Here is a 13,793-nt window from a genome sequence, read left to right on the forward strand (position 1 = left end):
CAAAAAAAACGCGCCGATGCTCTGGGAAGTCATGTCCGTTATCCCAAAATATAATATCTTCTAGATGCGATACCCCAGACGCCCCAGCTTTCATACCGCGCATATAGATCGCTATCAACGGTCGGATTAAAGCTTTCCCGCGATTTGAATCGTGCAATCGCTCTCTCGGCTTAAAAAGTAGAATTTTTTCTGACATAAACTTATCCATTAATCTCTATAACGGCTTATCCGCTAGTTGAACTATAGGATTCGTTTTTCGATATGCCCAATAAATTATCAATATCCAGAAGCCGGTATTCGATAGCTTCCGCCTATGTCAATGTCATTGACAATAGCCTGTAACTATTTACGCTGTTTTTCCTGATATAATGCATGTAGGGATCGAGCTGGGAACAAGGCTACTCACGGCCCGTACTGCGTACGGGACCATGATGCCTTGCTAGGGTTTCACCCTAGGACCCTTATAAAACGGGGACTTCCCTGCCCTCTATAAAAATAATAACAATGGGTGAGCCATGAAAATTGATAGCTGCAATACGTCTGAACGAATTGAGATCCGAGTAACGTCTGAGCTGAAGCAGGCATTGAAGGAAAAGGCGAGGGAGGCATATATGTCCCTCTCTCAGCTGCTGATACAGGGCGCACTGAACTCAAAGATTAGAATTACGGTTTCGTCAAAACCGGAAAAAACTACAGAAATTTTGAAGCTTACGGCTGCCTTAAATAAGCTTGGCTCGCAGCTAAACATGATCGCGAAGCACTGCAATTATCACAAGGGCGCATCTGAGACTGCTTTCATTCTTCAGGGGCTGTCTACGATCGAAAGCGAAATGCTGAAGCTCAGTCGTACCATATTTGGGGAGCCTGTAGATGCTACACGGCTTCAGTAAATACGGCACCGGCGCCGGCGCAGGCCCCGTTGACTACTTCTTGGACGATAAGGCGTATGACAGGCAGCTCGAAGAGTGGTATCAGCGAGACCCGCTGCCGGAGGTCATCGAGGGCGATCCGCAGACGATGGTCAGGATGATTGACGCTCTTCCATATGTTCACAAGTACACGAGCGGGGTCCTGTCATTCACGGAAGCTGATACCGCGCGTCTGCATACCCTTGAGGGAACGCATTTTCACGAAGCTGTTTATGATATCACCTCACGTTTCAAGGACATGCTCTTCGCGGGCATCAAGGAAGAACACCGTCACATTCTGATTGTTGCCCAAATGCACCTCGATCGCCTGGAGTTGCATTACGTAACCCCGCGCCGCAATTACGAGACCGATCGAGCTTGGAACCCGGCGCCACCGGGTAAGAAGAAATTCCAACAAATGGACGCCTTCGTTGATTTGGTGAATGTGAAATACGGTCTTGATGACCCTCGATCCCCCCTAAGAGCTAGAGCGATCCACAGCCCTGATTGGTTGCCAGATGGCGAGAAATACACCCGGGAAAAGCTGCACGACATCTTCACACGAGCAGTTATAGATGGAGTTATCGAAAGCCGAGCAGGACTACTGGACTTATCAAGAAAAGCCGGATTTGAGATTACACGTGTTGGTAGAGATTACGTCTCAATGAAGCCGCCTGGGAGCGAAAAAGCATTTAAATTCAAAGGTGCCCTATATGACGCAGGATTCACTAGCAGTGCTCAGTTTGAGAATACAGAAAGAAAAATCATTGATCGAGAAGCGTACCTTACAAAACCTAAGGTTGCTGCAAGATATAAACAAGCAGTCAGCGAACGTAGAGCGTTTGTCGAAAAGCGCTTCAAGAAAATACTCGCAACTGTTAGAGACGAAGAAGGCAATAAACCGTTACAGCCAGATCAGCCTAAAACACGCACAGCTATCAAAAATATGTCTGATCTTGAACGTAGCCATTTCGACAATCTGCCTCGCAATGTTTCTGTTCATAGTGGTGGCAATAAAGTAACCAACGATAAATATCATGACTTGCGGTCTAGCTCTCCGGCAATAGCTTCCTCTTCAGATTATTTTTTAATTCCGTCGACACCCGCCGACATTGGAAGCAGCGGAGGTGGAAGTATGGATAGCGGCGATTTTGAAGCTGACAGAATAGTTAATAAAAAGCGATCTGAATTTGGGCTCCTAACCAATAAACTGCGTCAAATAGAGAATACAAAGAAGAAAGATGGAAGCGGTTATTCTTTGACCTAGCAGTTTTAATTTCAATATAATAATAAAAAGGTTTAATCATGAAAAATAATTCGCTGGAATTTGATGTCGCTGAATACGTTAAGACCGTTGATGATATTTTTGAGCGACAACTGAAACTCATGCTAGAGCTACGAGAGTCGTTTAGGCTCATCGCAGAAGCTGTGCTACTGGACTCTTACAAGGAGCTACCCCCATTAGAGACAATTGGAGTTAACCACAATTTTGGGCCTGGAGAAGCCTCTCATTCGGACGTTCGTAAAACAACCCCAACTATATTTCCAACTCATCCTTGATGTTAGAGTTTTCAAAAACTTTTAATGGCTGAAATCTGATCACAACTCGCAGTGAAAGCTTGGAAATGGGTAATTGAGGTAATCCTTTCGATCACATAAAGGCCCCGTCTATAAGACAGGGCCATGCACTTCACGGATTACTGTAAGAGCTATCGAGCACGTGCAGCCATTTTGTTACGGAGGTCGGTAGCGATGGCTTTGTTCGCCGGGTCAGGCTCATCGGCAGCGGCATACGCTTGTGCGGCGCTGATCGGGTGACTAGAACAACCAGCCAAAGAAAATATTGCCAAGCTCAGAGAGGTGATCACCAGCAGCGTCTTGGTATCTTTCAATTGATTTACCTTTTTCTTAGTTTGGATCTTGAAGCATCAACGGGCTTGATGAAGTTTGAGACTATTAGCTTAAGGGCCTACCAAACGCCAGTCGCGCCTTAAAGTGATCTTTTAATATTAAATATGCTGAGCCGAGCCCAATCAAAATAAATATAATCAATGAAGTTAATATCGAGTGTGTAATTTTTAACGCCACCACAAAGAAAGGGCTCAACAGCAAAGAAATGGCGAGTCCAAACATGCAAACCATAAATATTGGCCATGCTCTGCTTCTGTTGACAACTTCGCCACTTTCAAGCTGAACCGCATAAAGAATATGAGTCCCAAACAGTCTTCGAACGAGTGCCAGCCTCAACTTCGATCCAATCTTTAAAAAAGACCTTATGTAATCATCGCAGCTAACGTTCTTAATGCGCTTGCCGTTTATTTTTACAAACGACAGCACACGTTCACCGTTGACATAAGACGCGAGCCCAAGCTCCTCGACCAGTCCATCCAGAATTATCAACGCCATGATGCCTCCAACAGTTTAAAGAGTTAAAATCAGAGCGACTTTGTTAACAATGTCATATGGTTTTTTGTATCAACGACATCAATTCTCTGTGGGGCAATCAACACGTACCGTTGCGGGCCTAGATTTCCACCTAGTTTCTCCCGCTGAATCTCTTTGACGTATCCAAAAATTGAAATTTGTATAGTTTCACGCGTTGCCTCAATTTTTTTTGCCAACACTTCATCAGAAACTTCAAAAAAAATACTAGATCCGCCGGTGAATCCTAAGTAGTAATTGTTAGGCCCCGGATTCATATAACAGCGGATCTTTTCTGCTTTAGCTAATAACGTGGGATCGCGCTCTTCATCTTCTGTATATTCAAGCTTGTCAGAAAGCAGGCAGCTATCGATTGAGAATCCCTTTCTTTCAAAGTCATAATTACTGAGCGGCAATTTAATCCATTCGTCGGACGTGAACTGAATAAGACTTTTATTCTTGAATCTGGCTGCGTCGGTCAGCGTTAGTGCATGAAGCTTTTCAGTCAGTTCGCGCTTTTTGAAAGCGTCCGGTGTCGAGATACGCTCCAGCGCAAGACGGTAGAATTCTGGGCTATCGCTCTGAGTTTTGATCGGATCTTGAACGGACTCCGCTATCTCGTCAGCGCTCTCATTCCAATTTCGCTTCGCATTATAGAAATAAAAGGGAATCATCGAATTCCGAGCGTTCAGATACTCGTCCAACGTCCCCATTCCGGGGTTACTGAACGTAACCGAGAGGGGTCTATTCTCATCTTCCAGTTGCTTTCTTACCGCATCGTTAGCGGCTGTCTGCGCATCCTTCATCCGCTGAGCTGAGTTACTTGCAGCATCACTCGCAGGTTTCGCTTCATCGGAACAACCACTGAGCAAGGCGAGGCTTAGGGGCGCTGCCAGGGCAACAGCTCGTAAGGGCAAACCACAAAGGTTAATCATGCAGGGTCCTTATGCGCGAAGGCGCGTAGGAGCGCCGTGGTCGGTTGTGGACGGCCAATCGATCGTAGTGGCCATGCGGAATCATCGCATAAAAACCCGTTTTGGGATAAACCTTTTTTAGGTTTATTAAGGATGTCGGCCCATTTTCTGGCGACTCCTCGTGACGTCTATTTATTCGAATTCCTACCAGTTGGTAATTGATCTATTGCGGAAGGCGCGTAAGAACGCAAAGCTGACTCAATTTCAGCTCGCAGAGCTTCTGAAAAAACCACAGTCATTCGTATCAAAGTACGAACGTGGTGAGCGTCGATTAGACGTGATCGAGTTCATAGAGGTTTGCAGATGGTTGAAAACCGACCCTCACGATATAATTCGTGAAATCGAGAAAGTCTGAGTTTTGAGTTTACAAAGTGAGCGTTAATATTCTTAAAAGCATAACTACGCGCCCTCAGTCGTGATCCATCATAACCTGGGCGCGCTGTAGTTTTACATTACCTAACACGCTACGCTTCCATAACCGAAAAATTGGGGAAGTAGCGATACATTCTGCAAAATTTTTCCGCATCAGAAGCAGGGATAGACCCCAAAGCAAGCTCCCGCCCATCCAAGTTTGGTAATTGCTGTTCAATCTTACGAAGCTCTCTAACTGTGAGCTTAGGCATTTCTATTCGGATTGCTTTGTTATCCGCAGGAATGAAATCAATTCTGCTGAATGAACACGATTCATAGCGATTCATTTCTTCAGGCGAAACGAAAATCCCTACTATTGTAGTCATGCGAGCATCATCCTGATACTCAATCTCGCAAATAGGAAGAAATTGAATGGCAGTTTCTGGGCTGGTGTTTCTGTCCGAAAGAGCCTGCTCAATCTCTGTAACTAATATCTTCCGACATAAGGCGCCATAACGCCAACCTGCTAAATCGTCGTCCTGCGCGCCATCGGGAACTCGCTCGCGACCAAATGTTTGTCGGAATCGTTCAATTGCACTTGCTTTTGAAGGATCGTTCTCTTCATGATACTCAATTAGTGCTTTGGCTTTCATGCACTGAACTGATACCGCTAGAACAGATCCAGATACAGCTCTTGAAGCAATAGCCCTTACATCTTGTAGCATGGGCGTTACAAGGGTGTCGTCATAATCTAACCAAGTAATGGTACGTTTAGTCCAATCAAGTCGAGGTAATGCTACGGATGAGTTTGCGAATTCTATTCTTATCTGGAAAGGTCGATTCTCTTCAAATCTATCGCGGGCACTGTCAGACTGTTCTATTGATACCATATCTTTTATTCCAAGTGTCTTATGGAATAATATGAAATCTGAAAACCAGACAGAACCGAATCCGACGTAATTGTAGTCTTCGATTGGTTGAAAAGGTGTGAGGCGGCGGAAGACATCAACAAGCATTTTACGCTCTGCATACTTGGCAGGACGCAAGGAATAGTCGATTTTTCGAAAGCTGGCAGTCATTAGTCACGCTGCCTCTTCAGAACTATATCAAAACACGCTTCGCCAACAGCTTTCGCGGAGCCTAGCCCAAGAGCATCTTGGAGGAAATCTACATCGTCAACTGTGCGCGAGTACTGAATTTTTACCATCTTCGGACCTTTAACTATCGATCCTCTCGCAGGCGCTTGGAAAGTTGCTTTTATTAAAAAAGACTCGGGTCTCCGTGGCGTTGCTTTTGTCACGAAATCTAGCAAAGCACTTTTTTCACGAGTATTTTCGTCGATATCTGCATCTAATTCGTTCAGAAAGTCAATTACCGGTCGCATCATTTCAAGCATGCGCTGGAAAGTTTTTCTCCATACGATGCTGTCCTGATCAACGTCGGTTTTTGTCGTGTTCCAAGGAATTCTAGAAGAGTCATCCGAATCAAAAGAGACAATGCCACGGAATCGAGCGAACTGATTGTGGAAGCTAGGTATGAGAGTTCTACCTGCTTCTTCTTCGAGCAAACCCCAACCAGTAACAGGGCGTCTATCAGCTTCCAAAATAACGCGACCGTTACAGATCACGTTCCAGCCCGCTTCTTTCGGGGATGATGGGCCGACACCTACAATTATTTTTGCGACTACTGGAGCACCATCATCACTCGGGAACTCCAGTATATCGGTCCCAGGAGCGAATCCATCGCCGACTAATAGATAGATATTAGTCGCATCGATTCGGGTGCTGTTGACTGATATCTGTAGTCCGTCCGATATGAATTGACGATGCTTCGACTTTATAAGTCCTATAATTGAGTTTACAAAAAAGGTAGTACCAAATTTCAGCGCAACCTCAGGCCGCAAATTGGTCACCTTTATATCGGTGCCGGGGTCATCGGTAGAAATTTTGTCACTATTAAATTCTGACCACGGGAAACTCCATCCCGATTCTGCCTCCCATTCCTCGACGTTTACATCAACAGCCCAAGATTCCTCCGGAGTAGCTGATTGAACGTTGAAGTGCCGACCAAACTTGAAGAGGGCACGCTTCATGCCTACGCCAAATTGGCCGATTGAATGGGCCGTCGCTTTCGCTCCGGCTGGCCGACCAAACCGAAAAGCATACTCGCGAGCAGTTTCTATATCGAAGCCGCCGCAGTTGTCCTGAATGCGAAATTGCTTTTGATCGATGGTAATTTCAACATAGCAACCCTCGTAAGGCCGCTCTGTCTTACTAGCCAGTCTTTTCGCACCATCGACACAATTGTCTACGAGATCGAGCACCGCCTGCTCAAGAGGGATGTCCCGCACGAGCATGTCTACGAAGAAAGCCTTAGTCGGTTCTGCGCTGATGTTCTCTCTAACCTCAGAGTCCGTTTCCGTCATAAATACCTCCCTAGAATGCGTCTGATGATGCCGATTTGATGGCGCTTATACTAGCCCGTCGATCGACAAAACGTCTCGCATCCTGTATCGTCCGCGTACTCACACGGACTCATCGAATGCCTACTCTTCTTGATTTATTTAGCGGTTGTGGCGGCCTAGCTTTAGGTTCAAAAAACGCCGGGTTCACAACGGCTCTAGCTGTTGACATCGATCCTATTCTCTCCAGCTCATTTCCGGTTAATTTTCCGACCACGAAATTTCTGCATGCAGACGTAGGCGTTCTGACTCAGAGCACGCTCCACGAATATCTGCCCTCTGGGGTTGATGGGATAGTAGGGGGCCCCCCCTGCCAAGCTTTCAGCGGAATAGGAAAGCGCTTACCTGATGATCCTCGAAGGTCACTGGTAGGTGAGTTTTTCAGGCTGGTTCAAGAGATCCAACCAGCGTTTTTTATTATGGAAAACGTACCGGGTCTGGCCTTCCCAGAGAATCGACCGATCTTGGATGAAGGGCTGGCACGCCTCGGAAGCGAATGGCATGTCCTAGGTCCAGTCTTGCTTGACGCATCCCACTACGGTGCACCTACAAGGCGAAAGCGTGTTTTCGTCTTTGGGTTTAATCCGAAAAAAATGCAGGTGCCGACACTTGATCAGATCATTGCCACAGACGCGCCACAGGTATGCGTCAAAGATGCTATAGCCGATTTAGTCTCTGCGTTTCAATCAAGCAATGACCCAGGCTTATGGCACTACGGCGCTTATCCTATGGCGTCCCCCTATGCTCTTCGCATGCGCACTCCAAACGGGCTTTTCACTGGACATCAGCGAACCACTCACAGACCTGAAACCATCCGGCGATTTTCGACCGTGCCGCAAGGCGGTGTGGATCAGGTAGGCAAGCATAAAAGGCTAGCGTGGGACGGACTGTGCCCAACCTTGCGAGCAGGTACAGGTAGCGACAGAGGCTCATACCAATCTGTTAGACCATTGCACCCCGATGAGAATCGAGTAATCACCCCACGCGAAGCTGCACGGCTTCAAGGCTTTCCTGATTCATTCATTTTCAACCCAACCATATGGCATAGCTTCAGGATGATTGGGAATAGCGTTTCGCCGATCATTGCAGAGGCTTTGTTGCGCAACATTCGCCCATTCCTCCCTCCAGACATCAAAACTACTAAGCGGAAAAATGCGGCGATTGCCTGAGATTCAAAGCCCTCAAAAGAGGGCTTTTTTATTTGTTAAATCGCTAGCTAAGTGCCGCTTCGGGCAGGCCGACCATGGTCAGCGAGGGCAAGCCGTTGGCGAGGTGAACTTCAACGGTGACGGCGGGAGCATCCACGCCAATCTGGGCGCGGCTATGGACGATGGCGAGGGACATGGTCGTTCCTTGAGTTGAATCGAGGGGCCGCTTCCTGCGGGTTGTTGAAGGGTAGTTGAGCGGGGTTCTAGCGTTTGAGTAGAGGTTTACAAGACGTATCAGAAAGCGGTTGTGCGGGCCTATGCACTCACGCTGAAGCGTTGACTCTCGAGAAGTATTAAAGGATTCTCGCGCTCGAGGACTGCAGTTGCGCATCTGTCGGGACTGGGCACCAGCAAGGCTCCCTCGCATTTTTGGCAGTAGAGAAGCTGGTTTCTCTGAAGTAGTGACGACGGGTCAGTCCGTCGGATTCTGAACCCAAGGCTGTAAAGCCAGGAGCTAAAGAATCGCTGCGACTACTCCTCCAAATACAAAAAAGGCGTCCTGTCGGACGCCTTTTTCTTTTTCTGATTCAGTATCTTCTGCCTGCCAACAGACCACTTGGCTCAAGCTCAGGTCCGCACGTAACGGCGACTTCAATATACCTCCGTTGATTGGCTGACATATTTCCAGCAAGTCGGAGTACGTCGAGGTGTAGTTCAACAATCAGAAGTAGCTTTGTCTTCCTCTTTTTATCCTTCACAGAGACCTCCAGCCTGATGGGTGTCGCTAATGTAATGACAGGCGTAAGGAATGCATAACCAGGCGCAGACGCTGATTTTTGTAGGGGCATGCCCTAATAGTTGTAGGACGCCAGCGAAAGCGACTCGATGGTCTTGTATCGCAAAGTCGGATGCTCCAGTTTGGCCGCTCAATGCAGCCTCTGGAGGCGAAAAATGGACCGCAATGGTATGCGCCCGATTCATCCGGGTGAGGTTCTGAATAAGGAATTCATGGAGCCGTTGGGCATGACTGTCATGGACTTGGCCATGCCCACGAACTGGCCTGAACCCGAGATCGAGAAGCTTGTGAAATGCCAGCTCAGGATCTGCGCCGCTCTGGCAATAAGGCTTGCCATTCACCTCAACACCACGCCTGAGTTCTGGATGAATCTTCAGTCGAATTACGATTTGCGAAAAGCTGAAATTTAGAGTCCGTGATCAAGTGGAGCGGCTGGCGCATTGCGCTTGATCTGAATCCAAGGTCGTACGGCGGGGAGCTGAACAGTTGCTGTGACTACTCCTCAAAAAACCGATTGTTGTAGATATATCGAGGCGAAAAAAAACCGCCTTGAGGAGACGGTTTTTAGTTGCAGGCTTCGGTGAGGCCAAGGCCTGCGCATCCTTAGTGGACACACTCGCGTGTCCCGAGGTTATGCATGTTTGATCGTTGGCGCAAGCATCAGGGAAATTTTCGCCAACCCATTGTGAGCTGGAATGAGACATAACCCTCTCTTTGCCAGCACTCGATTAATGACTTGATACAACTTGTTTAAATTGCTTTTCAAGGTCTGCCATACCATCCGCTGCGACGATGCCCACTCATCGAGTGTTCGCAAAGTGTGGTCGGGACATAACGATTTTCATGTTCCTCGACACGGTGTGAGACCCGTGCCGGTGTTGTTTTGGGGGATCCACACCCGGCCGCCTTGGTGGGCACACTCGTGTGTAGTCCCGAAGGTGTTCGTACGCCGGAAAGAGCATCGGAGGTTTGGCCCCACGCAAGGAGGGCCAAAATATGTCTAAGTTTCTTAAACATATGTGGCGCCTCGTCAGGATCGCGCTATGGGCATTTCGCCTGTATGAGATTCTGCGAGACCGTTGGAATAATTCGCTGTAGGAATTGATCCGACGGAAACCGCTCCTGCCTCGGCAGGAGCGGTTTTAGCTTCTCGATATTCACTCAGCCGGCGGCGTCAGCTTCGCTTCCATCTCCGCCACCTTCGCCTCAAGGCTCTCAAGCCGGGCGCGAGTGCGCGCCAGCACTACCATCTGACTGTCAAATTCTTCCCGGCTCACCAGGTCCAGTTTGCTGAACGCACTTTGCAGCAGCATCTTGAACTGGCTTTCGATTTCGGCTTTTGGCAAGGGCGTGTCGCCGCTGAACAGGCGGGAGGCGGTGCCGCTCAGGGCGTCGAGGAAGTCTTTGGGCGCGAGCATGGGATATGTCCTGGAAACAATGGCCGGCAGTGTATCACGCAGTGTCTATAGTCATTGGCGCAGGCACGGATGCACGCTTTTCGCGCAACTGGATGCACGGCCACGCACCGTTGTTGTGCGTATCCCGAGTGCCATTTGGGTGATGGCATCTGCGGCAGCGGCCAAGGGATTGAAATCAGTGGTTTTTGGCGAGATGGCAAGCTTTCTGCTTAGTCACCTTCGACCCATGCACTGATGCAGTCGCTGTGACGAATGCAGTGCGGCAGACGGAGCGGGGAGTTTCGTCTGGAGCGGTTAGCTGGCGTCGACAACGAAGCGTTACAAAGCCAGGCACTGCGCTTAGACTTGAGTCGGGTTTGTTTTCCTGGGGCAAGTCCACCAATTCGGGAGAGAGTTTCATGAAGCTAGTCACTGCCATCATCAAGCCGTTCAAGTTGGACGACGTGCGCGAGTCGCTGTCCGAAATCGGCGTGCAGGGCATTACCGTTACTGAAGTCAAAGGCTTCGGTCGGCAGAAGGGTCACACCGAGCTGTATCGCGGCGCGGAGTATGTGGTCGATTTTCTGCCCAAGGTGAAAATCGACGTTGCCATCGACGACAAGGATCTGGATCGGGTTATCGAGGCGATAACCAAGGCTGCCAACACCGGCAAGATCGGTGACGGCAAGATCTTCGTGGTCAATCTGGAACAGGCGATCCGCATCCGTACCGGCGAAACCGATACCGACGCGATCTAAACGCCGCCACAAACCCAACGCCCCAGGAGAAAACAATATGACTCTGCGTAAATTCGCAGGGCTAGGAGCCCTGTTGTCTATCGTAATGCCCGGCCTGGCCATGGCGGCAGACGAAGTGGCAGCTCCAGTCCTGAACTCCGGCGACACCGCCTGGATGCTCACCTCCACAGCCCTCGTGCTGTTCATGACCATTCCTGGCCTCGCGCTGTTCTATGGCGGCATGGTTCGGTCGAAAAATATTCTTTCCGTGATGATGCAGTGCTTCGCCATTACCGGTCTGATCAGCGTCCTGTGGGTCATTTATGGCTACAGCATCGCGTTCGACACCACCGGCATGGAGCAGGGCGTCGTCAACTTCAACTCGTTCGTGGGCGGTTTCGGCAAGGCGTTCCTGGCCGGCGTCACCCCAGCGAGCCTGACCGGCCCGGCGGCGCTGTTCCCCGAGGCGGTCTTCATCACCTTCCAGATGACCTTCGCGATCATCACCCCGGCGCTGATCGTCGGTGCGTTCGCCGAGCGGATGAAGTTCTCCGCGATGCTGATCTTCATGGGCATCTGGTTCACCCTGGTCTATGCACCGATCGCGCACATGGTCTGGTCCGGCAACGGCGGCCTGATGTGGGACTGGGGCGTACTCGACTTCGCCGGCGGCACCGTGGTGCACATCAACGCTGGTGTGGCCGGCCTGATTGCCTGCCTGGTACTGGGTAAACGCAAAGGCTTCCCGACCACCCCGATGGCGCCACACAATCTGGGTTATACCCTGATGGGCGCGGCGATGCTGTGGGTTGGCTGGTTCGGCTTCAACGCCGGTTCCGCTGCGGCCGCCAACGGCACCGCCGGCATGGCGATGCTGGTCACTCAGATCGCGACCGCCGCTGCTGCACTGGGCTGGATGTTCGCCGAGTGGATCACCCACGGCAAACCAAGCGCACTGGGTATCGCATCCGGCGTCGTTGCAGGTCTGGTTGCGATCACTCCGGCCGCCGGCACCGTGGGCCCGATGGGCGCACTGGTCATCGGTCTGGCGGCAGGCGTGGTCTGCTTCTTCTGCGCCACCACCCTGAAACGCAAACTCGGTTATGACGACTCCCTGGACGCCTTCGGCGTGCACGGTATCGGCGGTATCCTCGGCGCGATCCTGACCGGTGTGTTCGCCGCACCGTCGCTGGGTGGCTTCGGCACCGTTACCGACATCGCCGCACAAGTCTGGATTCAGTGCAAAGGCGTCGGCTTCACCGTGATCTACACCGCGATCGTCACCTTCATCATCCTCAAGGTGCTGGATGCCGTGATGGGTCTGCGCGTGACCGAGGAAGAAGAATCGGTCGGCCTGGATCTGGCACAACACAACGAGCGCGGCTACAACCTGTAAGCACGCGCCGCAAAAAACTTGCCCGGCTCGCCGGGCATTTTTTTGTCTGGAATTTGTCTTCCCTGATACAGCTGAAAGGATTTTTCGTACTGCTTTGGTCGTGTTTACGACGAGTGTTTTTCTGCGGCCAAAGGCTTACACCATTGAAGGAATATTAGGGCCTTTGTTTTTTTCCAGAGCGCGCTAGAATGCGCCCCGAACGTGCGGAGAACTGTATGTGGCAACAGACTCTGATAACCCTGCGGGCACGGCCCAGGGGCTTTCATCTGGTGACGGACGAGTTGCTCGCCGGCCTGCCCGAACTCAAGGCATGCCGGGTCGGTCTGTTGCATTTGTGGCTGCAGCATACCTCGGCGTCGTTGACCATCAACGAGAACGCCGATCCGGCGGTACGTCGCGACTTCGAACGATTTTTCAATCGTCTGATCCCACAAGGAGCAGACGGCTATGAGCATAACGACGAAGGCCTGGACGACCTCCCGGCGCACTTCAAGGCCAGCGTGCTGGGCTGTCAGATCAGTTTGCCGGTAACGGCGGGCCGACTGGCACTGGGCACCTGGCAAGGCGTTTACCTGGGCGAGCACCGTGATCATGGCGGTGCCCGTAAAGTCCTCGCCACCTTGCACGGTGAAGGGGCATAAACCGTTGGTCACCAATGGTTACCGATTTTTTTCCGGCGACTTTCGACAGTCGCCAAAGCTGGTCTATAACTAATCTGCTTTTCGCAAGTCATGAGGTAGAACATGAGCGACGATGATCTGGAAAACGACGACCTCGAAGTAGGCGACGAAGACGAGGCCGAAGACGGTCTGGAAGCAGCAGCGGAAGACGTTGCTGAAGACGATGGCGGTGACGATACGCCGGCCCCGGCTGCCAAAGGCAAGGCCAAGGCTGCGGTGTCGGTAGACGAGTTGCCGAGCATCGAAGCCAAGAACAAGGAGCGCGATGCCCTGGCCAAGGCCATGGAAGAGTTCCTTGCGCGCGGCGGCAAGGTGCAGGAAGTGGAGGCCAACGTGGTCGCCGATCCGCCCAAGAAGCCGGACAACAAGTACGGTAGCCGCCCTATCTGAGGCGTGTCGCTTGCTTGCTGAAAAAGCCCGCCGTCGCTGCGGGCTTTTTCATGGGCGATGTCTCGTCCTGAATAAGGTTTACACCTTCTGGCTTCTTATCAGGAGGGTGCAATGGATTCGGGCACAAAACGCAG

General features: G+C 50.6%; 15 protein-coding genes and 1 pseudogene. 10 read left to right on the forward strand and 6 right to left on the reverse strand.

Translation table 11 applies throughout. The features are described 5' to 3' along the window. Positions 1-515: 515 nt before the first annotated feature. Genes AC1Q9F_RS16505 through AC1Q9F_RS16515 form a run of 3 tightly spaced genes read left to right on the forward strand, consistent with a single transcriptional unit; the run spans position 516 to position 2,468 of the window. Complete coding sequence (locus AC1Q9F_RS16505; RefSeq protein ID WP_492620212.1) at positions 516-890, forward strand: plasmid mobilization protein; 375 nt, start codon at positions 516-518, stop codon at positions 888-890. After that, positions 871-2,175 carry a hypothetical protein gene (locus tag AC1Q9F_RS16510; protein ID WP_492620211.1) on the forward strand — a complete coding sequence of 435 codons (1,305 nt, stop codon included), beginning with the start codon at positions 871-873 and terminating at the stop codon, positions 2,173-2,175. Before AC1Q9F_RS16505 ends, AC1Q9F_RS16510 begins: the two co-directional genes overlap by 20 nt. 38 nt (positions 2,176-2,213) lie before the next feature. Further along, positions 2,214-2,468 (forward strand): hypothetical protein, encoded by a 255-nt coding sequence (locus tag AC1Q9F_RS16515; protein ID WP_492620210.1) that lies wholly within the window; start codon positions 2,214-2,216, stop codon positions 2,466-2,468. Positions 2,469-2,864: 396 nt separating this feature from the next. Here the strand turns inward: AC1Q9F_RS16515 and AC1Q9F_RS16520 are convergent, their stop codons facing one another. Together AC1Q9F_RS16520 and AC1Q9F_RS16525 are read right to left on the reverse strand one after the other, a co-directional pair. After that, on the reverse strand, positions 2,865-3,314 hold the full coding sequence (locus AC1Q9F_RS16520) for a hypothetical protein (RefSeq protein ID WP_492620209.1): 450 nt from the start codon (positions 3,312-3,314) through the stop codon (positions 2,865-2,867). A 29-nt stretch (positions 3,315-3,343) separates the two neighbouring features. Then, a complete protein-coding gene (locus AC1Q9F_RS16525) occupies positions 3,344-4,264 on the reverse strand; it encodes a hypothetical protein (RefSeq protein WP_492620208.1) in 921 nt (306 codons plus the stop codon). 160 nt (positions 4,265-4,424) lie between these two features. Between AC1Q9F_RS16525 and AC1Q9F_RS16530 the strand changes: the two genes are divergently transcribed. Further along, the gene (locus AC1Q9F_RS16530) at positions 4,425-4,658 is read left to right on the forward strand and encodes a helix-turn-helix domain-containing protein (protein ID WP_492620207.1); all 234 of its coding nucleotides are present in this window, start codon (positions 4,425-4,427) and stop codon (positions 4,656-4,658) included. A 109-nt stretch (positions 4,659-4,767) separates the two neighbouring features. On the opposite strand, the gene AC1Q9F_RS16535 is transcribed toward AC1Q9F_RS16530, so the two are convergent. Both AC1Q9F_RS16535 and AC1Q9F_RS16540 read right to left on the reverse strand, forming a co-directional pair. After that, on the reverse strand, positions 4,768-5,733 hold the full coding sequence (locus AC1Q9F_RS16535; protein ID WP_492620206.1) for an O-methyltransferase: 966 nt from the start codon (positions 5,731-5,733) through the stop codon (positions 4,768-4,770). Further along, complete coding sequence (locus AC1Q9F_RS16540; protein WP_492620205.1) at positions 5,733-7,079, reverse strand: ATP-binding protein; 1,347 nt, start codon at positions 7,077-7,079, stop codon at positions 5,733-5,735. Before AC1Q9F_RS16540 ends, AC1Q9F_RS16535 begins: the two co-directional genes overlap by 1 nt. A 116-nt stretch (positions 7,080-7,195) precedes the next feature. Between AC1Q9F_RS16540 and AC1Q9F_RS16545 the strand changes: the two genes are divergently transcribed. Continuing rightward, positions 7,196-8,284: a DNA cytosine methyltransferase gene (locus AC1Q9F_RS16545; protein WP_492620204.1), complete on the forward strand. Its 1,089-nt coding sequence runs from the start codon at positions 7,196-7,198 to the stop codon at positions 8,282-8,284. Between the two features lie 49 nt (positions 8,285-8,333). Here AC1Q9F_RS16545 and AC1Q9F_RS16550 read toward each other — a convergent pair. Next, positions 8,334-8,459, reverse strand: a pseudogene (locus tag AC1Q9F_RS16550) (magnesium chelatase domain-containing protein); the annotation flags it as partial. Positions 8,460-9,214: 755 nt separating this feature from the next. Between AC1Q9F_RS16550 and AC1Q9F_RS16555 the strand changes: the two are divergent. Further along, the gene (locus AC1Q9F_RS16555) at positions 9,215-9,469 is read left to right on the forward strand and encodes a HigA family addiction module antitoxin (protein ID WP_492620203.1); all 255 of its coding nucleotides are present in this window, start codon (positions 9,215-9,217) and stop codon (positions 9,467-9,469) included. Between the two features lie 747 nt (positions 9,470-10,216). Here the strand turns inward: AC1Q9F_RS16555 and AC1Q9F_RS16560 are convergent. Then, positions 10,217-10,477: an accessory factor UbiK family protein gene (locus tag AC1Q9F_RS16560; protein WP_007920416.1), complete on the reverse strand. Its 261-nt coding sequence runs from the start codon at positions 10,475-10,477 to the stop codon at positions 10,217-10,219. A gap of 398 nt (positions 10,478-10,875) precedes the next feature. On the opposite strand from AC1Q9F_RS16560, the gene glnK reads away from it, so the two are divergent. The 4 genes from glnK to sutA all read left to right on the forward strand — a co-directional run bounded on the left by glnK (position 10,876) and on the right by sutA (position 13,659). Next, positions 10,876-11,214: a P-II family nitrogen regulator gene (glnK, locus tag AC1Q9F_RS16565; protein ID WP_002555808.1), complete on the forward strand. Its 339-nt coding sequence runs from the start codon at positions 10,876-10,878 to the stop codon at positions 11,212-11,214. Between the two features lie 37 nt (positions 11,215-11,251). Further along, positions 11,252-12,589, forward strand: coding sequence for an ammonium transporter (locus tag AC1Q9F_RS16570; protein ID WP_007951904.1), 1,338 nt, complete (start codon positions 11,252-11,254; stop codon positions 12,587-12,589). Positions 12,590-12,804: 215 nt separating this feature from the next. Then, a complete protein-coding gene (locus AC1Q9F_RS16575) occupies positions 12,805-13,230 on the forward strand; it encodes a secondary thiamine-phosphate synthase enzyme YjbQ (protein ID WP_011336526.1) in 426 nt (141 codons plus the stop codon). A gap of 102 nt (positions 13,231-13,332) precedes the next feature. Then, positions 13,333-13,659 carry a dormancy-specific transcriptional regulator SutA gene (sutA, locus tag AC1Q9F_RS16580; RefSeq protein ID WP_007951900.1) on the forward strand — a complete coding sequence of 109 codons (327 nt, stop codon included), beginning with the start codon at positions 13,333-13,335 and terminating at the stop codon, positions 13,657-13,659. The last annotated feature ends 134 nt before the right edge of the window (positions 13,660-13,793 follow it).

It is taken from the genome of Pseudomonas sp. GW823-FHT04A03, from assembly GCF_058796615.1.

Coding starts and splice junctions, on each gene's coding strand:
- AC1Q9F_RS16505 (WP_492620212.1), top strand. CDS start 516: ATGAAAATTGATAGCTGCAATACGTCTGAACGAATTGAGATCCGAGTA.
- AC1Q9F_RS16510 (WP_492620211.1), top strand. CDS start 871: ATGCTACACGGCTTCAGTAAATACGGCACCGGCGCCGGCGCAGGCCCC.
- AC1Q9F_RS16515 (WP_492620210.1), top strand. CDS start 2,214: ATGAAAAATAATTCGCTGGAATTTGATGTCGCTGAATACGTTAAGACC.
- AC1Q9F_RS16520 (WP_492620209.1), bottom strand. CDS start 3,314: ATGGCGTTGATAATTCTGGATGGACTGGTCGAGGAGCTTGGGCTCGCG.
- AC1Q9F_RS16525 (WP_492620208.1), bottom strand. CDS start 4,264: ATGATTAACCTTTGTGGTTTGCCCTTACGAGCTGTTGCCCTGGCAGCG.
- AC1Q9F_RS16535 (WP_492620206.1), bottom strand. CDS start 5,733: ATGACTGCCAGCTTTCGAAAAATCGACTATTCCTTGCGTCCTGCCAAG.
- AC1Q9F_RS16540 (WP_492620205.1), bottom strand. CDS start 7,079: ATGACGGAAACGGACTCTGAGGTTAGAGAGAACATCAGCGCAGAACCG.
- AC1Q9F_RS16545 (WP_492620204.1), top strand. CDS start 7,196: ATGCCTACTCTTCTTGATTTATTTAGCGGTTGTGGCGGCCTAGCTTTA.
- AC1Q9F_RS16555 (WP_492620203.1), top strand. CDS start 9,215: ATGGACCGCAATGGTATGCGCCCGATTCATCCGGGTGAGGTTCTGAAT.
- AC1Q9F_RS16560 (WP_007920416.1), bottom strand. CDS start 10,477: ATGCTCGCGCCCAAAGACTTCCTCGACGCCCTGAGCGGCACCGCCTCC.
- glnK (WP_002555808.1), top strand. CDS start 10,876: ATGAAGCTAGTCACTGCCATCATCAAGCCGTTCAAGTTGGACGACGTG.
- AC1Q9F_RS16570 (WP_007951904.1), top strand. CDS start 11,252: ATGACTCTGCGTAAATTCGCAGGGCTAGGAGCCCTGTTGTCTATCGTA.
- AC1Q9F_RS16575 (WP_011336526.1), top strand. CDS start 12,805: ATGTGGCAACAGACTCTGATAACCCTGCGGGCACGGCCCAGGGGCTTT.
- sutA (WP_007951900.1), top strand. CDS start 13,333: ATGAGCGACGATGATCTGGAAAACGACGACCTCGAAGTAGGCGACGAA.